At 71.4% G+C, this 21,814-nt stretch carries 18 protein-coding genes; 12 read left to right on the top strand and 6 right to left on the bottom strand.

Annotated features, from left to right (window positions below; all coding sequences use genetic code 11):
* The gene (locus ACFO60_RS25265; protein ID WP_380844161.1) at nucleotides 1-474 is read right to left on the bottom strand and encodes a ribose-5-phosphate isomerase; all 474 of its coding nucleotides are present in this window, start codon (nucleotides 472-474) and stop codon (nucleotides 1-3) included.
* Between the two features lie 133 nt (nucleotides 475-607).
* Here ACFO60_RS25265 and def point away from each other — a divergent pair, with 133 nt between their 5' ends.
* A complete protein-coding gene (def, locus tag ACFO60_RS25260) occupies nucleotides 608-1,096 on the top strand; it encodes a peptide deformylase (protein WP_380844159.1) in 489 nt (162 codons plus the stop codon).
* Here the strand turns inward: def and ACFO60_RS25255 are convergent.
* The 3 genes from ACFO60_RS25255 to ACFO60_RS25245 form a co-directional block, all read right to left on the bottom strand.
* Nucleotides 1,093-1,557, bottom strand: a complete 465-nt coding sequence (locus ACFO60_RS25255) for a hypothetical protein (RefSeq protein WP_380844157.1) — start codon at nucleotides 1,555-1,557, stop codon at nucleotides 1,093-1,095. The two genes, def and ACFO60_RS25255, sit on opposite strands and share 4 nt — an antisense overlap.
* Nucleotides 1,558-1,575: 18 nt before the next feature.
* Nucleotides 1,576-2,982 (bottom strand): aldehyde dehydrogenase family protein, encoded by a 1,407-nt coding sequence (locus ACFO60_RS25250; protein WP_380844155.1) that lies wholly within the window; start codon nucleotides 2,980-2,982, stop codon nucleotides 1,576-1,578.
* Between the two features lie 238 nt (nucleotides 2,983-3,220).
* Nucleotides 3,221-3,868 carry a mycothiol-dependent nitroreductase Rv2466c family protein gene (locus tag ACFO60_RS25245; protein WP_380844153.1) on the bottom strand — a complete coding sequence of 216 codons (648 nt, stop codon included), beginning with the start codon at nucleotides 3,866-3,868 and terminating at the stop codon, nucleotides 3,221-3,223.
* Nucleotides 3,869-4,086: 218 nt separating this feature from the next.
* On the opposite strand from ACFO60_RS25245, the gene pepN reads away from it, so the two are divergent.
* From pepN to ACFO60_RS25190, 11 genes are all read left to right on the top strand, one after another.
* Nucleotides 4,087-6,654 (top strand): aminopeptidase N, encoded by a 2,568-nt coding sequence (gene pepN / locus ACFO60_RS25240; protein WP_380844151.1) that lies wholly within the window; start codon nucleotides 4,087-4,089, stop codon nucleotides 6,652-6,654.
* Nucleotides 6,655-6,922: 268 nt separating this feature from the next.
* A complete protein-coding gene (locus tag ACFO60_RS25235) occupies nucleotides 6,923-7,474 on the top strand; it encodes a LemA family protein (RefSeq protein ID WP_380844149.1) in 552 nt (183 codons plus the stop codon).
* 13 nt (nucleotides 7,475-7,487) lie between these two features.
* On the top strand, nucleotides 7,488-9,320 hold the full coding sequence (locus tag ACFO60_RS25230) for a DUF2207 family protein (protein ID WP_380844147.1): 1,833 nt from the start codon (nucleotides 7,488-7,490) through the stop codon (nucleotides 9,318-9,320).
* Between the two features lie 12 nt (nucleotides 9,321-9,332).
* The gene (locus tag ACFO60_RS25225; protein WP_380844145.1) at nucleotides 9,333-10,376 is read left to right on the top strand and encodes a hypothetical protein; all 1,044 of its coding nucleotides are present in this window, start codon (nucleotides 9,333-9,335) and stop codon (nucleotides 10,374-10,376) included.
* 259 nt (nucleotides 10,377-10,635) lie between these two features.
* Nucleotides 10,636-11,358, top strand: coding sequence for a Crp/Fnr family transcriptional regulator (locus tag ACFO60_RS25220; protein WP_380844143.1), 723 nt, complete (start codon nucleotides 10,636-10,638; stop codon nucleotides 11,356-11,358).
* Between the two features lie 252 nt (nucleotides 11,359-11,610).
* Nucleotides 11,611-12,393 carry a hypothetical protein gene (locus tag ACFO60_RS25215; RefSeq protein ID WP_380844141.1) on the top strand — a complete coding sequence of 261 codons (783 nt, stop codon included), beginning with the start codon at nucleotides 11,611-11,613 and terminating at the stop codon, nucleotides 12,391-12,393.
* Entirely contained in the window at nucleotides 12,390-14,768 is a 2,379-nt protein-coding gene (locus tag ACFO60_RS25210; RefSeq protein ID WP_380844139.1) for a hypothetical protein, read from the top strand. Before ACFO60_RS25215 ends, ACFO60_RS25210 begins: the two co-directional genes overlap by 4 nt.
* Nucleotides 14,758-15,711 carry a hypothetical protein gene (locus tag ACFO60_RS25205; RefSeq protein WP_380844138.1) on the top strand — a complete coding sequence of 318 codons (954 nt, stop codon included), beginning with the start codon at nucleotides 14,758-14,760 and terminating at the stop codon, nucleotides 15,709-15,711. Before ACFO60_RS25210 ends, ACFO60_RS25205 begins: the two co-directional genes overlap by 11 nt.
* Nucleotides 15,701-16,990 carry an OmpA family protein gene (locus tag ACFO60_RS25200; protein WP_380844136.1) on the top strand — a complete coding sequence of 430 codons (1,290 nt, stop codon included), beginning with the start codon at nucleotides 15,701-15,703 and terminating at the stop codon, nucleotides 16,988-16,990. Before ACFO60_RS25205 ends, ACFO60_RS25200 begins: the two co-directional genes overlap by 11 nt.
* On the top strand, nucleotides 16,987-18,552 hold the full coding sequence (locus ACFO60_RS25195) for a hypothetical protein (RefSeq protein ID WP_380844134.1): 1,566 nt from the start codon (nucleotides 16,987-16,989) through the stop codon (nucleotides 18,550-18,552). Before ACFO60_RS25200 ends, ACFO60_RS25195 begins: the two co-directional genes overlap by 4 nt.
* A complete protein-coding gene (locus tag ACFO60_RS25190) occupies nucleotides 18,549-19,697 on the top strand; it encodes a hypothetical protein (protein WP_380844132.1) in 1,149 nt (382 codons plus the stop codon). Before ACFO60_RS25195 ends, ACFO60_RS25190 begins: the two co-directional genes overlap by 4 nt.
* Here ACFO60_RS25190 and ACFO60_RS25185 read toward each other — a convergent pair.
* Both ACFO60_RS25185 and ACFO60_RS25180 read right to left on the bottom strand, forming a co-directional pair.
* Nucleotides 19,584-20,093: a Pycsar system effector family protein gene (locus ACFO60_RS25185; RefSeq protein WP_380844130.1), complete on the bottom strand. Its 510-nt coding sequence runs from the start codon at nucleotides 20,091-20,093 to the stop codon at nucleotides 19,584-19,586. The genes ACFO60_RS25190 and ACFO60_RS25185 overlap by 114 nt on opposite strands.
* A 201-nt stretch (nucleotides 20,094-20,294) precedes the next feature.
* Nucleotides 20,295-21,713: an amidase gene (locus tag ACFO60_RS25180; RefSeq protein ID WP_380844128.1), complete on the bottom strand. Its 1,419-nt coding sequence runs from the start codon at nucleotides 21,711-21,713 to the stop codon at nucleotides 20,295-20,297.
* Nucleotides 21,714-21,814: the final 101 nt, after the last annotated feature.

Below are 21,814 nucleotides of genomic sequence, written 5' to 3'. Positions count from 1 at the left end.
TCAGCGGCCGGGCAGGGGCGGCGTCTCGCCCGTGTCCACGTACGCCGTGATCTGGTCGATGCGGCGCTGGTGGCGCTGCTCGCCGGAGAACGACGTGCTCAGGAAGACCTCGACGAAGCGGGTGGCCTCTTCGAGGGAGTGCATGCGGGCGCCCAGGCTGATGACGTTGGCGTCGTTGTGCTGCCGCGAGAGCGAGGCGGTCTGCTCGCTCCAGGCCAGCGCCGCGCGCACGCCGCGCACCTTGTTCGCGGCGATCTGCTCGCCGTTGCCGGAACCGCCGATCACGATGCCGAACGCGCCCGGGTCGCCGGCCACGCCCTCGGCGGCACGCAGCACGAACGCCGGATAGTCGTCCTCGGCGTCGTAGACGAACGGCCCGTCGTCGACGACGTCGTGACCGTGCTCCTTCAGCCAGGAGACGAGGTGGTTCTTGAGTTCGTAGCCGGCGTGATCGGCGGCGATGTAGACGCGCACGTGCCCCATTGTCGCAGCCCGCCTTCTCCCGGGTCCATCGGGCCGCGCCGTATGCGGATGACCGGCCCCCATCGGCGGCGATTCCGTTACAGTAATAGGCGGTTGGCCAGATGACCCCTTACAGGAGAGCTTGATGCGAGAGATCCGCGTGATCGGGGACCCCGTCCTGCGCACCCCCGGCGAGCCGGTCACGTCCTTCGACCGCGATCTTCGGCGGCTGATCGACGAGATGATGGAGGCCATGTACGCCGCCGACGGCGTCGGCCTGGCCGCGCCGCAGATCGGGGTGTCCAAGAGGCTCTTCGTGTACGACGCCAGCGGGCGCAAGGGCCACGTCGTCAACCCCGAGCTCGTCATCGACGACGCCGAGGAGGTGCTGGACGAGGAAGGGTGCCTGTCGGTTCCCGGCCGCGACACCGGCAAGCCCCTGTACGCGCGCACACCGCGGGCGGCGGGGGTCACCGTTCGCGGGTTCGACCGGCTCGGGCGGCCGGTGCGCGTCAAGGCGCGAGGTCTGCTGGCGCGCTGCTTCCAGCACGAGTTCGACCACCTCGACGGGGTCATCTACGTCGACCGCCTGCCGAAGAACGCCGCCCGCGAGATCTTGCTGCGCGCGCCCTAAGAGTGCTGCCGGGCGCGGCGCCGAGCGCGCGGCAGGCGGGCCAGCCACAGCAGAGGGCGGGCGACCAGGCCCAGGCCTGCCAGGAACAGGGCCGCGACGACGACCCACTCGTTGGAGCCTCCGGGACCGTACACGTGGCCGCGCCGCCCGGTGTCGAAGGCCGGCGAGGTCGCGCCGGGCGTGAAGGTGCCGCGCTCACTGCCGTAGAACCCGATGTCCTGCCGCACGTCCCCGCCGTCGCGCGAGCGGAACGTGCCGACCCACACGCACTGCTCGTGACCCGGATGCTGGATGCAGTCGAGTCGCCGGGCGGTGAAGGTGCCGGGAACGCCGTCGCCGCGCAGCGCGGCGAAGGCGGGGCTCGCGTTCTGGACGGCGAGCAGGACGAGCAGCAACCCACCGAGCGCCAGCGCCATCTCGAACGCGCCGATCCGGCGCACCGGACGTACTGACGGCTTCACCCCCACCGCCCTTCTTCGCTACAACTGCAGCGATTTGACCTCGAGGTACTCTTCCAGGCCGAACTCGCCGAGCTCCCGGCCGACGCCGGACTGCTTGAAGCCGCCGAACGGGGCCGAGATGTTGAACCGGCCGCCGTTGATCGCCACCTGGCCGGTGCGCAGCCTGCGCGCCACGGCCACGGCCTCCTCCTGCGTCGCCGCCCACACCGCGCCGGACAGCCCGTAGGGCGTGCCGTTGGCGATGTCCACGGCCTCGTCGACGGAGGTGTAGGGGATGAGCGAGAGCACGGGGCCGAAGATCTCCTCCTGCTCGATGACCATGCCCGGCGCCACGCCGGCGAAAACGGTCGGCTCGACGTAAAAGCCGCGTTCGAGCGGCCGGTCGCCGCCGCCCGCGACCAGGCGCGCGCCCTCCTCCTGCCCTCGGTTGAGGTAGTGGACCACGCGGTCGCGCTGGGCGGCCGACACGAGCGGCCCGAGACGGGTGCCCTCGTCGAACGGACCGCCGAGGGTGTAAGTGCCGGCGAGGGCCGCCGCCTGGGCGACCGCCCCGTCGTACTCGTCGCGGTGCACGAGCATGCGGGTCAGGGCCGAGCAGGTCTGGCCGGAGTTGACGAACGCGCCCGCCACCCCGAGCTTCACGGCGGTCGCCAGGTCGGCGCCGGGCAGGATCACGTTGGCCGACTTGCCGCCGAGCTCCAGCGCGACCCGCTTCACCGTGTGGGAGGCCAGGGCCGCGACGCGCCTGCCGGCCCGGGTGGAGCCGGTGAAGGACACCATGTCGACGTCCGTGTGGGAGGCGATCGCCTCGCCCACGACCGGCCCTGGGCCGCTGACCATGTTGAACACCCCGGCGGGCAGGCCGGCGTCGTGCAGGATCTCGGCGAAGGCGTAGGCGGCCAGCGGGGCCACCTCGCTCGGCTTGAGCACGACCGTGCAGCCGGCCGCGAGCGCGGGCGCCACCTTGCAGACCACCTGGTGCAGCGGGTAGTTCCACGGGGTGATCGCGCCGACGACGCCGACCGGCTCGCGCAGGATCAGCGAGTTGCCGACACGGGTCTCGGTCTCGCCCCGCTCCTCCGCCAGTCGCGCGTGGTCGGCGAGCACCGCGGCGGGCATCAGCGTCTGCACCTTGAGCGCGAACGCGTACGGCGAGCCCATGTCGGTGGCGATGGTGCGCGCCATCTGCTCGGCACGGTCTTTGAGCAGGCCGGCCGCCGCTTTGAGGATCTTGCCGCGGTCGGCCGGCGCCGCGCCCGACCACGACGGGAACGCGGCGCGGGCCGCTGCGACGGCGCGGTCGACGTCACCCGGAGAGCCTGCGGGCACCCGGTCGATGACCTGTTCGGTCGACGGATCGACCACGTCGATGCCCTCACCCGACGAGGAGGAAACCCAGGCTCCTTGCACGTAAAGGTGACGCATACCCCTCGATCCTTGTGCGCGGTCTGCTCGGCGGGCGGTCGAGCCGCCGGGCGGTGGACGCGCACCGCCCCGCCCTCACGACTCTCGTCACGATGGTGCCGCGCGGTCGCCACCATCCGGCCGCCATCCCAACTCACATTACGGTCAGGTAAGGAGAACGGATCGAGTTGACCATGGTTGTCAGCGCCACGCAACCCTCCGCACATGTCCGATCACGATCGGCCCGCGGCTCAGGCCATCAGTCGAAGATCGGCTGGCGAGTGCGCGAGCGCTTCAGTTCGTAGAAGCCGTCGGTGCCCGCGACCAGCAGCACGCCGTCCCACAGCTTGGCGGCCGCCTCGCCCTTGGGGGCGGGAGTGACCACCGGGCCGAAGAAGGCGACTCCTTCGACGGAGATGACCGGGGTGCCGACCTCCTGCCCGACCAGAGAGATCCCCTCCTCGTGCGACCGGCGCACGGCCTCGTCGAACTCGGTGGAGTCGGCGGCGGCCACGAGCTCGCGGTCGAGGCCGGCGGCCTCCAGAGCGTCGGCGAGCACCGCGCGCAGGGCGGCGACCGCGTCGAAGCCCTCTTCGCCTTCGCGCGGCTTGAGGCGGCGCTCGTTGTGGATGCGGACGCCGATCTCGGTGTAGAGGTCGCCGACGACGCGTTCGCCGTACTTCTCGGCGGCGGCCTGCACGACGCGGACCGGCGCCATGGCGTCCCTGAGCATCTCGCGGTACTCGGCGGAGATGTCCTTGTCCTGGTTCAGCACGAAAAGGCTCATGATGTGCCAGCGCGGCTCGACGGGCCGCACCTTCTGCACTTCCAGCAGCCAGCGTGAGGCCATCCAGGCCCAGGGGCACTTGGGGTCGAACCAGAAATCGACCGGGGTTCGTTCAGTCATGGGCAGCTTCCTGATCATGTTCGTGAGGGGAGTCCGATACTCCTCGCAGCTCCGGCCCGACCCCGCCTATTCCCCTAATCCCTACGCCCGTGCGGGAAATCATTTCGTCCCGGGTGCCCCGTCGCGCGCATCCGGTGCCGCATCGCCGCGCCCGACGTGGCAGGATTCATGCATCCCTCTCGCGAAGGGGCGGGGGGAGGTCGTGATGAGGAGCGGATGTGGCAGGCAATCTGACCCGTGACGAAGCCCGGGTAAGGGCTCGTCTGCTTGAAGTGCGATCCTACTCGGTCGAACTCGACCTCACCGAGGGCGACGAGCGCTTCGAAAGCGTCACCACGGTCCGATTCTCCTGCGCCGAACCCGGCGCGACGACGTTCATCGAGCTGGCCGAGGCGAAGATCCGCAAGGCCGTCCTGAACGGCGCCGAACTCGACGTGACCACCTACGACCTCGAGACCGGCCGCCTGCCCCTGCCAGGCCTGGCCGCCGACAACGAGCTGCTCGTCGACGCCGACTGCACCTACATGCGCACCGGCGAGGGCCTCACCCGCTTCGTCGACCCGCTCGACCAGAAGGTCTACCTGCACTCGCAGTTCGAGACCGCCGACGCGCACCGCATGTACGCCTGCTTCGACCAGCCCGACCTCAAGGCGACCTTCGAACTCGGGGTGCTGGCGCCGTTCGACTGGGAGATCATCTCCAACGGCGCGCCCGACTCCGTCGAGGAGCTGGAGGAGCACAGCGGCCGCCACGGCACGCTCCAGCGCGCCAAGCGCTGGCACTTCCCGCCGACCCCGGTGATGTCGACCTACATCACCGCCCTCATCGCCGGGCCGTACGCCGTGGTCCGCGACGAGCACGACGGCATCCCGCTCGGCGTCTTCTGCCGCGCCTCCCTGGCCGAGCACCTGGACGCCGGCAACATCTTCGAGGTCACCAAGCAGGGCTTCGACTTCTACCATCGCGTCTTCGGCACCCGTTACCCGTTCGGCAAGTACGACCAGGTGTTCGTGCCCGAGTTCAACGCCGGGGCCATGGAGAACGCCGGCGCGGTGACCTTCCTGGAGGACTACATCTTCCGCTCCCGCGTCACCGACGCCATGGTGGAGCGCCGCGCCGAGACGATCCTGCACGAGATGGCGCACATGTGGTTCGGCGACCTGGTCACCATGCGCTGGTGGGACGACCTGTGGCTGAACGAGTCCTTCGCCACCTACATGTCGGTGCTGTGCCAGGCGGAGGCCACCCGCTGGGGCCAGGCGTCGTGGACGACCTTCGCCAACGTGGAGAAGTCCTGGGCCTACCGCCAGGACCAGCTGCCCTCCACCCACCCGATCTCCGCCGACATCCCCGACATGCAGGCGGTCGAGGTCAACTTCGACGGCATCACCTACGCCAAGGGCGCCGCGGTGCTCAAGCAGCTGGTGTCCTACGTCGGGCTCGACAACTTCCTCGCGGGCGTGCGCGACTACTTCGACGAGCACGCCTGGGGGAACACCGAGCTGAAAGACCTGCTCTCGGCCCTCGAACGCACCTCCGGCCGCGATCTGTCCTCCTGGTCGAAAGAATGGTTGGAGACCGCCTGGGTCAACACGCTCCGCCCGTCGTTCACGGTGGACGCCGAGGGCCGCTTCCTGACCTTCGACGTGCTCCAGGAGGCTCCGGCCGACTACCCGACGCTGCGCTCGCACCGCGTCGCCATCGGCCTGTATTCCCGGGTCGACGGCTCGCTCACGCGGGTCAAGCGGGTGGAGCTCGACGTCGTCGGCGCCCGCACGGCCGTGTCCGAGCTGGTCGGCGAGGCCCAGCCCGACCTGGTCCTGATCAACGACGACGACCTGACGTACGCCAAGATCCGCCTGGACGAGCGTTCGATGCGCACGCTGGTCGACGGTGGCCTCGCCGGCTTCGCCGACTCGCTGCCGCGCGCGCTCAGCTGGTCGGCGGCCTGGGACATGACCCGGGACGCCGAGATGGCCACGCGCGACTACGTCCGCATGGTCACCTCCAACGTCCACGCGATCGCCGACATCACCGTCCTGCAGACCGTGCTGCGCCAGGCGCGGCTGGCCGTCCAGCAGTACGCCGACCCGGCGTGGCGGGACGCCGGCCTGGCCGAGCTGTCCTCGGCCCTGCGCCGCCTGATCGACTCGGCCGAACCCGGCTCCGACCACCAGCTGGCCTATCTCAACGCCTTCACCGCCGTCGCCACCTCGACCGAGGACCTCGCCTTCGTCAAGGGCATCCTCGACGGCACGTCGATCCTCGAAGGCCTGACCGTGGACGCCGACCTGCGCTGGACGCTGACGCACGCGCTGGCGTCGGGCGGCGTGCTGTCCGGCGACGACATCGCGGCCGAGCTGCGGCGCGACCCGTCGGCCAGGGGCGAGCAGTCGGCGGCGCAGTGCCAGGCGGCGATCCCGACCACCGAGGGCAAGGCCGACGCGTGGGCCTCGATCACCAGCGGCTCGCTGAGCGGCGCGGTGCTGCGCGCCACGCTCGTCGGGTTCATGGACCCCCGCCACGTCGAGCTGCTCCAGCCCTACGGCGAGCGGTTCTTCCAGGAGGTCGGCCGCATCTACAAGAGCTGGCCCTCCGACAGCGCCCAGCGGTTCGCCACCGGTTGCTACCCGGTGCTGCTCATCGAGCCCGAGACGGTGGCGAGGACGCAGGACTACATCTCCTCCTCCCAGCCGGTGCCGGCGCTGCGCCGCCTGCTGCTGGAGGGCGCCGACTCCATCAGCCGGGCGCTTCGCGCCCGCGCGAAGGACTCCTCGGCCGCCTGAGCCGCCCCTCACACCCCAGGCCCGCCGCACCGGCGGGCCTCTCGCCCGAGGCACCCCCTCCTCGAAGCCCGGCCCGCCTGATGTCCAAGTCCGGTTGGACATCAGGCGGGCCGCTCGCCTTTCCGGCCCGGGCCGGCCCGCCCAGCGCGCTGTAAGCCCATTGCAAGCGTTCCGCGGTGACATGGGGCGAAGCAACAGGCAGCGACCGTTTACAGCCGGCCATGGCCGGTCTACTGTGCGCGCTGTCACCGTAAGCCGGGAGGCCCCCTTGATCGCTCTCGCCGTCGTCGGCGTCCTCGCTCTTCTGCTGCTGTTCCTCGTCGTCATGACCTACAACGGGCTGGTCCGCAAGCGGGGCGCGGTGGACAACGCCTGGGCCCAGATCGAGGTGCAGCTCAAGCGCCGCCACGATCTGATCCCGAACCTCGTCGAGACCGTCAAGGGGTACGCGGCCCACGAGCGCGGCACCCTGGAGGCCGTGATCGCGGCCCGCCGGCAGGCCGTCTCGGCCCAGGGCCCGCACGACCAGGCGTCCGCCGAGAACCTTCTGTCGGGCGCGTTGAAGAACCTCTTCGCCCTGTCGGAGGCCTACCCCGACCTCAAGGCGAACCAGAACTTCGCCGCGCTGCAGGACGAGCTGGCCACCAGTGAGAACCGCATCGCCTACTCGCGGCAGTACTACAACGACGCCGTCCTGACCTACAACAACGGCATCCAGACGGTCCCGGCGAACATCGTGGCGGGCATGACCGGCTTCCAGGCGCGCGAGTATTTCCAGGCGCCCGAAGAGGAGCGCGGGCCGGTCCAGGTCCGTTTCTGACGCCCGCCGTCCGATGGTCTACTTCCTCGCCGCGGCCGCCGCCCTCGGACTGTGGCTGGTCCTGCTGGCCGTGCTGTCCTTCACCACCCGCAATCCGGCCGTCGACCCGGCGCCGCCCACCAGCGAGCTGGGCGATGAGTCCCCCGCCCTGGTGGACCTGATCACCGGCGACTGGCGCCTGTGCGACGAGGCCGCCTCGGCCACGCTGCTCGACCTGGCGGCCAGGGGCGCGGTGCAGATCGAGGAGATCGGTCCTGAGCTGTCGCTGGTACGGCTGCGCACGCCCAGCGCCCCGCTCGCGCCGTACGAGAAGCTCGTCCTGGACCACGTGGCGTCGCTCGCCACCGACGGGGTGGTGGCCACCGGGGCCCTGGCCGAGGGCGCCAGGGACGTCGGCCACTGGTGGAAGAGCTTCCGCAAGAAGGTCATCGCCGAGGCCCGCGAGAAGGGCCTGTCACGGCCGCGGTGGAGCCGCGCCCACGCGCTCGTGCTCACCGTCGCCGCGCTGGTGCCCGCCGGCGCGCTGGGCGTGGCCGTGAGCGCGACGGCGGACGCCGACCACGAGGGCGCCGGCTTCGGCGCCGCGTTCCTCGGCCTCGCGGTGCTGAGCGCGCTGATGGGCAAGATCAACGGCGAGCGCGGCACGGCGGAGGGCGCCAGGGCGGCGGGCCGGTGGATGGGCGTGCGCGAGCACCTGGCGACGGGCGGGTTCGCCGACCGCCCGGCCGCCGCCGTGACCATCTGGGGCAGGCACATGGCCTACGCCGCCGCCCTGGGCCTGGCCGGGCGCGCCGTGACCAGCCTGCCGATCAGCGTCCCCGCCGACGACAGGCGCGCCTGGTCCGACTACGGCGGCATGTGGCACGTGGTCGACGTGCGCTATCCCCGGCGCATCCTGTGGGGACGCCCGCCGATGCCGGTGATGTTCGGCGGCCTCGTCGCCGGGCTCGCGGTGGGGTTCTGGCTCTGGCTGTTCGGCATCGTCGCCAAGGCCACGCTCGACTGGCCCGCCGCGTTCGTCATGCCCGTCGCCTACCTCGGCGGAGCGGTCGCGGCCGCCGTCCCCATCACCTTGGCCCTCGCCGATCTGACCACCAGGACCGAGGTCGAGGGCCAGATCGTCCGGCTGCGGGCCTTCCAGGTCGGCGGGAGCGACAACCCCACATACGCCTACTGGGTCGCGCTCGACGACGGGCGGCGGCGCGAGGTCAAGGCGCTCGGCATCGGCGAGGCGCGCTGGCGCCCGCTGGCCGAGGGCGACAGGGTCAGGGCCCGCATCGCGCGACGGCTGGGTTGGATTCACGAGATCGAGGTCGTCGAGCGCTCCCGGCATCGCGCCGCCCCGTCGTACGAGGACACCGGCGAGCGCTTGCTCGACGCCCCGGAGAACCTCGGCGAGGTGCCCCTCCGCGCCCCGAAGGAGGAACGCGACGGCCCCGCCGCCCTGGTCACCCCGGCCGACCTGCGGCGTGCCCTCGGCATCGAGGTGGGCGCGGCCGGGCCGTACTCCGAGGCGCTTCCCACCCCGGCCTGGCTCGCCGTGCGGTCCTGCCGCTACCGGACGACCGGCGGCACGCCGGTGACCGTGGACGTGCACGCGTCCGCCGGCGCGCGCGGCGGTTACCTGATGGTGCTCGGGCACCTGCTGACCCGCGTCGAAGGACGCGAGGTCCCCGGCGTGGGCGGCGCGGCGATGCTGTACCCGGGCGTCGTCGCCGCGCGCACCGCCGAGGGCACCTTCGCCATCCACGTGCACTCCCCTGCCGGGCCGCCGCCGCCTGCCGCGCTCGTCGAGCTGGCCCGCACGGCCGCCGCCCGCTTGGACGGAAGGTCACCGGTGGCGTGAGAGGGTGTCCGGGTGGACGCGCCCCATGGCCTTCTCTACCCCCCGGCCCCCCTCGATCTGCTCACCGCGCTCGCCCGGCGGTACGCCTTCGGCGACCTCGGCGCCCTCGCCCCCCTGGTGATGCCGGAGCCCGGCATGATCCCCGCGCTGTGCGAGTTCGGTCAGCGCCTGCTCACCCTTGATGCCGAGGACTTCGCCGCCGAGGTCGACGCGAAGGCCGTTCCGAGCGCGCTCCGGCGCCGCGCGCGCGAGTGTCACATGCCCCAGACCCCGCGCGAGCAGCCGCGCGGGGCGCTGTCCTCGCTCAGGCCCGCCTACGGGCTGCTGCTGGAGGTCATCCAGGTCCGCTGGCAGCGGCGCGAGCTCAGCTCGGTGGTGTCGGCGCTCCACATCGCCAGTGAGTACCTGCCGCTGCTCGCCTTCGAGCCGGTGCTCGGCCACTCGGGCGACCCCGCGCGCTGGCCGGAGGGCCTGCGGGCGGCGGGCAGCCGGTTCGGCGTGATCGGCGACCGCGACTGCGACCACACCAAGCCCGAGAAGTCCGCCGCCGAGCGCACGCTGCGCGTCGCCCAGGAGCCGGGCGAGGGCTGGCGGGCGTACTTCGACCGGCAGCACAGCCAGCTCTCCGGCGCCATGGCCACCTGCGTCGCCAAGTGCCGCAAACCGTGCACGGCCATGCACTGGATCCCCGCGCAGGCCCGCGAGAGCCTGTCGCTGCGCTCCAAGGTGGCGCTCACGTTCGCCGAGACCCCGCTGATCCGGCTGCGCCACGCGGCGCCCGTCGGCCACGGGTTCGGCGTCCCGTCGCCGGAGGAGGTGCTGGACGCCTGGGCGCGCAGCCGGTCCTATCTGGACAAGAACGACGTCGGCCACGAGGCCACCCGGGACGACGGCTTCCCGCTCCCCGGCCTGCCGAGCCTGTTCTCCGCGCTCGCGGCGGCGCCCATCATCCCCTCGACCCTCCTGGCGGACGTGACCGCCCACGTGCTGACCCTGCTTGCCAATGCTCACGAGCGGCGGCCCGGCACTCCCGCGCCCACCCGTCCGCCGAGCTGACCAGGAACACCACCAAGCATCAATCAGGACATTTCTAGTTAAGTCCGAACATAGACATAAACATCTCCAGCTTTCGCCCACTAAACATGAATAGCCACTCACATCGCTCTATGCTGAATAGTTTTCTCTTTTCTATAGATGACACATGATTTCCGAGTAGCATGAAGATCTCCGTTCGGGATGGGGCATCGGCACTCGGAGATGTTCGCGCCGCCGATGAATGGAACGGACGACGGCGATCGCGGAGGCGCAGGTGTCCATGGCGAGACCATCACAGGCCAGGGAGCCCACGGGGACCCCTCGTGGTGGCGCCTGGCCGGCGGGGAGCATGCTCGACCGCATCGATCCCCGGCTCCGGGCGCGGCTACTGGGACTCGGCACGCTGCGGCAGTACGGCGCGGGCGAGAACCTCCTGGTGGAGGGCGACCGGACCGTCGATGTGCTGCTCCTGCTGGACGGGTGCGTGAAGATCACGGCCAGCACCGGCACCGGGAAGGCGGCGCTTCTGGCCATTCGCGTCGGGGGCGACCTCATCGGCGAGTTCGCGGCGCTGGACGGCGCCCCGCGGATCGCCACGGCCACGGCGGCCGGCGCCGTCGTGGCGCGGCGCATAGGGGGAAAGGAGTTCCGCGACTTCCTCACCGCGAACGCGGATGTCGCGGTGATCGTGAGCACCGCCATGGTGAACAAGCTCCGCTGGGCGACACGAAGACGCGTCGACTTCGGCGGACATGACGTCAAGGGGCGTCTTGCGCGCGTCCTTCTGGAACTGCTCTCGTCCTACAGCCGCCCCGTCCCGCAAGGGTACGAGATCACCGTCTCGCTGACCCAGCCCGAGCTTGCCGGAATCATCGGCGCCTCCGAACCCGCCGTGCACAAGGCCCTCGCGGAGCTGCGGCGGCTCGCCCTGATCGACACCAGTTACCGCCGCCTGCGGGTGCGCGACCGCGACGGACTCGCCCGCTTGGCCGGGTCCGGCTGAAGACCCCCCACCGTTCCGCACACCATCCCCTCACCCCGGGATCACTGGAGACCTCACCGGGGCGGTGACGCCTGCCGGTCCGCGGGGGTCCTCAGAAGCGCTGCGGCCGCATCCCCGTCGCCCGGCGCGCATCGGATGTCCGCAATCCCATATTTGAACGGGTTGTACGGAGCCGGTTCTGAGTAGCGTGCGCTCATTCGACCGAAGAAATGCCGAAATACCAGCATGTTTCCGTCTACTTGAAGGAGGCTCATGGAAATCCGGAACCAGGCGATCCGCAGAGTATGCGTCGCGGTCGATCTGGAAAGCTACAGCTCGCGCATCCTCGTGGAGCAAGATTGGGCACAGCGCCAGCTGGTCGGGATGCTCGAGGAGGCCGACCGGCGCGGGGACCTCGGCCGCGAACGCTGGATCACCCAGCAGCAGGGCGACGGAGAGCTCGCGCTGCTGCAGCCGGGCATCGACGAGGCCCACGTGATCCCCGGTCTCATCCGGGGGCTGCGCACGCAGTTGCACGAGAGGAATCGGCCGCTCGCCCTGGCGAGCCGCCTGCGCATGCGGCTCGCCGTGCACGTGGGGCTCACCAGAGTGGCCGAGAACGGCTTCGCCGGCGACGCCGTGAACACCGTCTGCCGGCTGCGCGACGCACCTGCGCTGAAGGAGGCGCTCCGCGCCGCCCCTGACTCCTACCTGGCGGTCATCGTCTCCCAGCCGATCTTCCAGGAGGTGGTGCGAGGGCACGACCTTCATGACCTGCAGGAGAGGAGCTTCACCAGAACCGAGATCGAGATCCCGGACAAGAACTTCATCGCTGAGGCGTGGATCCACGTCCCTCACGGGCGTTCGGCGACGCCCGGCGCCGAGCCGGCCGCCAAGCCGTCGCCCGCCACGGCCCGCCTCCCGCAGAACAGCTCATCTTCCCCGCAGAACAGTTCGTCGATGAAGACCAAGAAGTTCCGCGGCCGCGACTGGGTGCAGGGAAACGTGGTCAACAACACCTACAGCGACGACCACGGTGAGCGCGGGGACCGATGAGCGACGGCGACACTCCGCAGCCCCAAGAACGACCTGCCGATGACGCCTCCGAGGGCAAGCGGCAGCCGTCATGGAACGTTCCGGAGGAATCCCCGCCTCGCCACGCCTCCCCCGAGTCCGACGGCGCACCCGCCCACGGTGCGGTTCCGGGAGTCCCGGCCCTGCCTTCGGGGGCGGGCGATGCGGGCGCCGTGCCCGGCGGGAACCCGGCGGAGGGCGGGCGACGGCCGGACGGCGAGTCGGCCCGCCCGGATCCTTGGGTGCAGGAGGAGCCGGTCGAGGGCCCGCAGACCGCCAGCGAGGACGAGGCGTCCCTGCGCGACAACACCGGCGAGGAGTCCGCCGCGCGGAGGATGCGGGCGGAGACCTGGTACGGCCGCGACTGGGTCGCCGGAGACGTCACGAACAACTACTACGGCTCGGAACGGGAGCGCCTGACCCAGGCGGGCGGTCCACTCAGCGCCTCCGTGCTGGCGGAATGCGACAGGGTCCACGCGCTGACGGCCTCCGACCGCCGGCTGCGCGACCGGCTGCGGCGCGAACCTCTGGTGTTCCTGAACAAGAGGGCCGGGACCGGGCGACGGTCATCGGGCATCACCGCGCTGTACGGCCTGCCGCAGCGGGGGAGGCCGGCGGCGCGGGTCAACGTGCTGGACGGGGCAGGCGGGCTGCGCGCGGTCATGGCCGAGCTCCTGCGAGGCCAGGGACACCTGGTCGACGCCAGTGGCATGGGGTGGGTGCGCGAGCTGGGCGAGGCGCAGATCGGCCAGCTCGTCAAGCGGCTCACCGAGATCGAGGCCACCTTGATCGTCCTCACCGACGAGCCGGACGGCTCAGAGCTTCCGTGGCCGCCGGACAACGTGGTGTGGCACGTGCCTCCCCAACCGCTCGACGTCGTGGCCCACCACATCGCCGCCGGGGTGTACGCGGTCGACGGCCACGTGGACCGCCAGGCCCTGGACAGGGCGGGCCGTCTCGTCTCGGACGCCGTCGCCGCGAGCCCGGCGGCGCGAAGCTGGTACGAGGAGATGACCTCGGGGGCTTCCACCACTCCCAGGGCCGCCGTCCAGTTCGCTCGCGCGATCGCGCAGTGGGCGCTGCAGGACCGCAAACCCGATCTCGACGTGCTCATCTCCGTCTACCGCGACGCGCAACTCGTCGAGCTGGCCAGGCGGCTGCTCAGAGAGAGCGGCGAGAGCGACTCCCCGCTGCACCAGTCCTACGTCCTGGCATCGGCGGTGCTGGACCGGCTGCCGGTGACCGAAGTGATCAACGCGGCCCGCGCGCTCGCGGACCGTCTCTACAAGGTCGAGCGCCCGACCGGGACGACCGGCAGAAAGGTGTTCGGAGACCCGCTGCCGACACGGCTGCGGCACCTGACGCTGGGTCCGGCCGGCAACGGCGGGCCGGCGGCCGGCGCGTTCAGCGTCCGCATGCCTGAACCGCGCCTGGCCCGCGCTCTGCTGTGGGTCGTGTGGAACGACTACGACAGTGCTCGGACGCCGCTGCTCCACTGGCTGATGGAGGTCTGCGCCGGCGCGCGGACACTGGTCACCCAGGTGCGCTGCGCCCAGTCGTTGGCGATCATCGCGGCGGAGGACTACGACGTCGTCTACCAGGAGGTGCTCAAGCCCTGGAGCCACTCTCGGGACCTGAAGGTGCACCGCGGCGCCGCCTGGCTGATAGAGGCGCTCATGGCGACCTGGCAGGGGGAGGGAGAGCAGGACAAGGTCATGCGGCTGCGGGCCCGGCTGCGCAGGTGGTCGCGCTCGGGCGAGTGGCAGCAGCAGGCCGTCGCCATCCGCGCGTACGGGACCCGCATCGCCACCTGGTTCCCCGAGGACGCTACCGAGGCGCTGCGCATCGCCGCCGCCGACCCCTGGGAACGCTTCGACTCCCTGGTCGAGCACGCGCTCGTGGAGATGTACCTCCAGGGTCTGGAAGCTGCGGTCCTAGGCGAAATGTGCCTTTGGAAGGCCTTCGTCCCCATGCGGGCGCAGGCGGCCCGCACCTGGGTCCGGCTCGCCCGGCTGCGGTCCCGGCCGTCGAACGGCGCACCCGGCCGCGACCACACCATCCAGTGCCGCCTCGCCGAGATGGGCGAGGATTTCTGCCTCACCGCCGACGCGCACGCCTCCCTGTGGGCGCTGGCCTGCTCACAGCCGGAGTCCATCCAGGAGGCCTGGCGGGTGCTGAGCCGGTGGGAGGCGCGCGGCCGCGTCCGCCCCGAGCTGCGCGAGAGCTTCGCCGACCTGGTCCGGCGGCTTGAGCTGGACCCCCAGATGAAGGACCAGACAGATCGGCTCCGCTCCTACCGCCGGATGTGGGTCAAGAGAGCGGCCAAGAACGCCCAGGAGGAGCAAGGTGAGCGATGACATACGTCCGGCAACGGGACGCCGGCGCCGGGACGCCGGCACATCCCCCGTCCTGCCGTCGTGGCGGGAGATGTTCACGGTCGCGTGGTGGCAGGGCCTCTGGCGCCGGATCACCGGCCGCGCGGACCGCCCGGGGATGGAGGAGCGTCCGGTGCCGAGGCCGGTCGTGGTGGAGGAACCCTCCCAGGAGTTCACGATCCTCACGCCTGCCAAGGGCGACGGCTTCCCGTTCTCGGTACGCGTCCGCTGCGACTGGGAGGTGAGCGCCATGGCCGACGACGACCACATGACGAAGAAGACGGCCGAGGTCCGGCAGAGCCTCACCCGCCTGCGCGGCACCATCCAGGAGCGCGTGGAGGCCGCCATCCGCCCGATCGCGCGACAGTACCCGCCCTACCGGCCGGCCGAGGCTGAGAGGGCCATCGGGCCCGCGCTGGTCTCGTGCATGAAGGACGGCGAGGTCAAGGGCAACATCCGCGTGTGGGTCGACGTGTGCGAGCCCGTGCGCAAGGACCTGGAGGAGGTCTGGCGGCAGCGGCTCCTGCTGGACGCCCAAGGGGAGCATCGGCGCGTCTTGGTCGAACAACTCCGGCTCCGGCGCGACCAGTGGCAGGAGATCCTCCTGCAGTCGCTCAGAGGCGTGGGAGAGATCACCGCCGAGAAGGCCACGTGGATCGCGCCGTACGCCATGGCGCTGGCCCAGGAGGAGGGCGACGCCACCCAGGTGCTCAGGTACATGCTCAAGGAACGCTTCGACGAGTCCGATCGCCTGTTCAAGGCCCTCAGCGACCTGGTGGTCGACCACAGGGAGCTGGAAGAGTTCGACTTCATCGTGCAGAGCGACTCGGCCCTGCGCAGCCTGCTTCACCACCTGGGCGTGCCGGTCGCCCCGCAGGAGAACGACGGCGGCCGGGCTCTGGAAGGAGCCCGCGATGGAGGCTGAGCCGCCGCCGAGGGCTCGCCGGGCGCTCGCGCCGCTGGTCGCGGCCGTGCTCGCCTTCCCGTCCCTGTCCGCGTGCGATCTCACCCAGCCGGTCGCGGAGGACGGCGACGCGTGCGCGTGGCTGAGCGCTCCCCGCGTACCGGACGCGGAGGCGAAGATCGCCTCCCACACGGTCTTCCTGGTGGACGTGACGGCCTCCTTCCTGCCCGCCAAGGGAGAGCAGAGCCGGACGCTCGACCCGAAGGGAGTGGTCACCGCGATCATGGGCGGGGACTTCCAGGGCGAGGGCGAGCATCTCGTCTCGATCGGCGCCTTCGAAGGGGCCTCCACCAAGACGGCGTGGCCGACGCTGCGCGCCGCGATGCCGCCGGCGACCGGAGGGGACGCCACCGTGGCGCAGGAAGAGCAGGAAATGATCGGATGCGTATCCGACGCGATCGCCTCCGCCGAGGACACCGCGCCGCTGAGCACGGGCACCGACGTCCTCGGGGCGATGACCCAGGCGGGCGAGATCCTCGGCGGCGACGACGGCCAGGAGGGCGTCGATCAGAAGGGGCCGACCGCCAGGAGGCTGGCGGTGATCACCGACGGGCTGTCCAACTCCGGATGCCTGGACCTGCGCCGCGTCCTCAAGGACGGCGCCGACCCTGACGGCGCCCTGCGGGCCTGTCCTCGCGCGAAGGGTCTGGCGCGGCTGGGGGGCGTCGACACGCGCTTGTTCGGCATCGGCACGCAAGTGTCCGACCGCGTCCTGTCCAGCGAGCACGCCGAATGGCTCAAGGGCTACTGGAGGGAGGTGTGCCGGAGTCTGAAGGTGGGCGGCACCGGATGCGTGCAGCCGCCAGGCGCGACTCGGACCGTCCGGAGCGGCGTGGACCGCACGGATGATCCCGTGATCGCCTTCCCCGCCATCCACAAGGACCCCAGATCCGACGACATCCCCTCGGAACTGCTGTTCGCCACCGATTCCGCCACGCTGACCGCGCGGGCCAAAGCTCTGCTCACCCAGGTCGTGGGCAAGGGGCGGCACGTCGTCGAGGTGATCGGGTACACCGACTCCCGGGCCTCCGCCGCATACAATCGCGACCTCTCCCAGCGACGGGCCTCGGCCGTCCTGCGATACCTGCTGGCGCATGGGCTCGCCTCACCGGGCACCCGCGCCGAGGGGCGGGGAGAGACCGGGAGGAAGTGCACCCGGGAACACCCGAAGGGCGTGGCCGACGAGGCGTGCATGGCGGAGAACCGGCGCGTCACGATCCGTTATGGAGGGCGGCCGTGACAGAGACCTCCCCGCGCAGAGGCGATGCGCCCGACGACGAGATGAACACCCGCGCGGAGGCGTCTCGGCCCGGGGGCAACGGCGCGAAGCCGCCTGGAGGCCACGTCGTCCATGACCCGGGCGACCCCGAGTACGGCCCGGGCGGCCGGGGGGAGGGCGGCGGCGACGAGGGGGCGCCGCCGCCCATCAGGGCCGAGGACATCGTCCTGCCCTGCCACCACGGCTGCGCCTGCGGCCTGCACCAGCAGGTCGTCTACGGCTCGCTCGTCGACCCGCACTCCCCCGAGCAACTGGACTACGGCGAGATGGCCGAGCTCACCGAGGCCAGCGAGACGGCGACGAGGAAGCTCGACGCTTACCACACCTATCTCAGCCGCCAGCGCGGCACCGTGGGCCAGAGCAGGGACCGTGCCACCGGTGCGCTCGGCGAGTTCCGCACGTTCCTGCACAGCGGCGCGATCGGCAGGGCGCGAGGCGACATCACCCGGGCGGAGCGCGATCTCGCGGCGCTCCCGGCGCACGACCGCGGGGAGGCTCCGCAGTGGCTGAAGATCCTCACCGTGCTGACCATCGTCGGCGTCGCGTACTTCGACGCGACCTTCTTCCAGCAGGCGTTCCTGGACATCTTGAAGATCCCACTGCACGCTCCGCTCGCGGAGAGGGCGGTCGGATGGATCGCGGCACTCGTGCTGGCGCTCAGCCTGGTCGCCTGCGGCCGGGTCATCGCCGGCCCGGTCTATCGCACCGCCCGCGCCGCACGCCGCACGCCGAGCCCCGACGAGCCACCTCCTCGCCGCCTGATGCGGGCGTCCTACGGAGCCCTGCTGCTCGCCTTCCCGCTCGCCGTCCTCAGTGTCTACGGCCTGTGGGCGCTGCTGCGCGGCCAGCTGGCCGCGGCCGACGCGACGCGTCCGGTGACGGCCCCCGGCTGGAGCGTCCTGCTGCTCCTCATGGTGCTGGCACTGACCGTCATCGCCCTGGAGGTGCTGATCTACCGGCCCTACCATGAGAACCTGCGCGAGGCCGAGCGACGGTACCGGACCGTCACCAGGCAGGGCGTGCGGTTGGACAAGAAGGCCGGGGAGGCGCTCACCGCCTACGAGCACGCCTTCCGGGACCTGCGCTCCTGCCACGACGAGGTGGCCGCGGTCATCCGGGCGGAGCTGGCGCGCCCCTGGCACACGGTGATCCTGCCCGCGCGGCTGCGTCACGGAGCCGCGGGGCAGCGGCCGCCCCGGCCGCTCCTCAGCGGCGACATCGCCACGCCCGCGGATTCCGCGGCTCAGCCAGAGCCCAGCGTGCGGGATCGCGGGCCTGCCGATGCCGGCCCCCATCTCCCTGATCTGCCATTTCGCATCTTCGAAGGCGTCGACCAGCCCCAGCCCGGCCGGGGGCCGCTGGCGGAGACGGCGCGCAGCATCCGGGACCTCGACCCGGGCCCGGTGCGCGCCGCGTACACCCGCCTGAGCGATCGGCTGGAGAAACAACTGGCCATCACCCCGGCGCCGGAACCGGCGACCTTGGCCCTTCGGGAATCCGCGTCCCTTCAGGAGGAAGCGTGACAGAGCATGCCACTCACGTCACCGCCGCGCCCGTGGAGCCGCATGGACGGTGGCGACTGGTGAAGGCGAGCGAAGGGCTGGCCGCGAAGTTCGACGCCGCGGCCCTCGCGCTGGACGAACTGGCCGAGACGCGACGCGGCGACGCCTTACGACAACGCCGTCCCCGTCCCGAGCTCAGGATGCCGCGCGGCCCGGCGGCCTGGCGGTACCTGGCGCTGCTCGTCCTGTTCTCCGCGATCCTCGTGCCGGCCTCTGCGGGGATCGCCGGTGCGCTGATCCCGGGACCGGCGGCGGCCCTGCCCGGCCTGCTCCTGTGCGCCGCGCTGATGGCGACGGGCGCGCGAGTGGCGGCCACCATGCGCCCCTCCCCCGTGCGCCCGGCCGTCAGGCGGGGCCGGGCGACCCCGGGCGCCGAGGACGTCTCTTTGGTCCGGCAGGGCCTGCTCAGGGTGGGACGGGCACACCGGGGCGCCCGAGGGCGTGTCGGGGGCGAGGCCGTCGTGGCCGTCATCGCCCACTGCGCGTGCGTGCTGGTCTGCGCGGGATGGGTTCTGGTGTGGTGCCGCCTGGCGGGGGCCGGCGCCATCGTCGCCACGGCGCTGGGGGTGGCCGTGCTGGCCGCCGGGGTCGCCCTGCTCGGGGCGCGACTGGACCTGGCGGCACCCGCCCGCTCATGGCCGGCGGGCCGGACGGATCGGCCGGGGGGCGGCCTCTCGCGGGCCGCCCCCTGGCCGGCGCCGGGCCGGCGCCACCGCGTCGCGAGGGAAGGGGCCCGCGCCCGGATGCGCGCGCACCGCAACCTGTGGAACGACATCGCCCGCCAATGCGGGCTCCACCTGGCCCCGGCGGGCGACGAGGACACCGCGGCCGGCCGCGCTCTGCTGACGGCGCTCTTGGCGGAGGGATATCAGGACGGGGGTCTCGTGTGGCGACGGCGGGTGGAAAGCGGGGTACGGGGTCCGCTCTCGATCGCCCTCCTCAATCTCGTCCGTTACCACCCGGACCAGCTCGACCGGCGTCTTCGCAGAATTTCACCCGATGATCTGGGCGAGCAAAAAGGACACCGCACAGCAGGAGAGAGAGACAAGGAGAAGCAGCATACCCCAGCGGATCAAACCGTATTTCCGGTCCACGATGGCGCCTAAGCGCCGCAGTTGCCCGGCGGCGAGTTCCACGCTCCTCCGGGTGCCCTCGTCCGGGTTTTCCCGGCCCAGGGCGACAGCGGCAGTGAAAGTCTCGGCGAACTCCCCGAAGTAGGCACGACCCGAGCCTGGGGACCGGGGGGCCGCACGGGGGTACAACGCCGCGGTGAGGGCGAGAATGCCCAAGAAGAAGGCCAGGACGCCTGCCCACCAGCTCCACAGCAACGGCCCAGGGATGGCACGCCGGCTCCACTGACCGCTCGCCGCCGCGCCGACCAGCGCGCCCGCCCCGACGCCGGCGGCACCGAGCACGATGGCCGCCTTCTGGTCGGCACGGCCGATCTCTCCTCGCACTTCGGAAAGGAGCTCCAGGAGACGCCCGAGCGACTTCTCCTCCATCGCGCCACTTCGTTCCCGCCGAGTGCCCAATGCTGGAATTCGCTCAAATATGCCCACGATCTCCATTATGCATAATCAATAGGCCATACCAATGGTGGGCGTATTTTTCCACTCTCCCGGCGGCGTCCACCCAGGAATCTCTCCTTATCCGCGCAGGGCCGACCAGGCGGCCCGCCATAAGGGCCGCACGGCGGTCCGGGGTCACCAGAGTTCGGGGCGGCGGTCTCCCCAGAAGCCGCCCACCGCGGCCTCCACCTGCGCCGACAGCGAGATGAGGGTGGCCTCGCCGCCGATGCGGCCTGCCAGCATCACGCCGATCGGCAGTCCCGCGTCCGTCCAATGCAGAGGAAGGTTGACCGCGGGCTGGCCGCTGATGTTGTAGGGCGCGGCGAACGGCGCGAAGCGCTCCATGCGGTGGAAGGTCTCCTCCGGGTCCTCGACGTCCTCGAACCAGCCGACCGGCACGGGCGGCTGGGTGACGGTCGGGCTGAGGATCGCGTCGTAGTCGTTCATCACCAGGAACGCGAAGCGGGTCGCGGTCTGCAGCGTCGCCTGGGCCTGCAGGAAGGCCGGGGCGGGGGTGGCGAAGCCCCGCTCGCGCAGCCACCGGGTCAGCGGCCGCAGTTCGGCTTCCATGGACGGGTCGACGGGGTGGAGGCAGGCGAAGCAGAACCACAGCCGCTCGAACTCGCCCAGAATGGAGCCGTTGAACGCGGGCGGCATGTCCACGACCTCGTGGCCCAGCGATTCGAGCAGCTCTGACGCCCTGTCGTAGGCGGCGAGGACGTCGGGGTGCACCTCGGCGCCCGGCACGACGGGGGTGGCGTTCCTGCCGATGCGCAGACGTCCGGGCTCGCGGGTGACCGCTTCCACGAAGCCCACGGGGGACGGCGGCGCCACGTACAGGTCGCCCGGCTGGTTGTGCGCCATCACCTCGAGCAGCGCCGCGGCGTCGGCCACGGTGCGGGCGATCGGGCCGTTGGTGGACAGGCCCGCCAGGTCAGGGATGACGGGGGCGAACGAGATGCGCCCTCTGGTGGGCTTGATGCCGTACAGGCCGCAGACCGAGGCCGGGATGCGGATCGAGCCCGCCCCGTCGCTGCCCTGCGCCGCGGGTGCGAGCCCGGCCGCGACCGCGGCCGCCGCTCCCCCGCTCGAACCTCCGGCCGAGCGCGTCAGGTCCCAGGGTGTGCGCGAGGGAGGTGACACGTCGGTCTCGGTGTAACAGGGCAGCCCGAACTCGGGGGTGGCGGTCTTGCCGAGCATGATCGTGCCGGCCTCGCGAAGCCGCTCGACCACGCTGTCGTCCACGGGCGCCACGAAGCCCTCGTAGGTGGCCGAGCCGAAGCGTATCGGCACGTCCTTGACGAGGTTCAGGTCTTTGATCGGGATGGGCACGCCGAGCAGTGGAGGCAGGTCGTCGCCGGAGAGGACCCTGGCCTCGGCCTGGCGGGCCTCCTCCAGGGCACGCTCGGGAGTCGGCGTGACGAACGCGCCGACGCGGGGGTCGAGCCGTTCCACGCGCTCCAGATAGTGCTTGGCGATCTCGACGGGGGACAGCTCCCGGGCTCTGACGGCCGCGGCCTGCTCCAGGGCTGTAAGATCATGAATGTGCGCCACGCTTCCGCACAGTAGGGCCTGTGACCACGACTTCTCTAGGGAGAAGAGAAATAGATACCCGTCCTTCCGCCTTACAATGCGGGAACGCGGGGCCACAAAAA

This window comes from Sphaerisporangium dianthi, from assembly GCF_042654065.1.
Taxonomy (GTDB): Bacteria; Actinomycetota; Actinomycetes; order Streptosporangiales; family Streptosporangiaceae; genus Sphaerisporangium; species Sphaerisporangium dianthi.
This window is presented reverse-complemented; position numbering and strand designations above follow the sequence as displayed.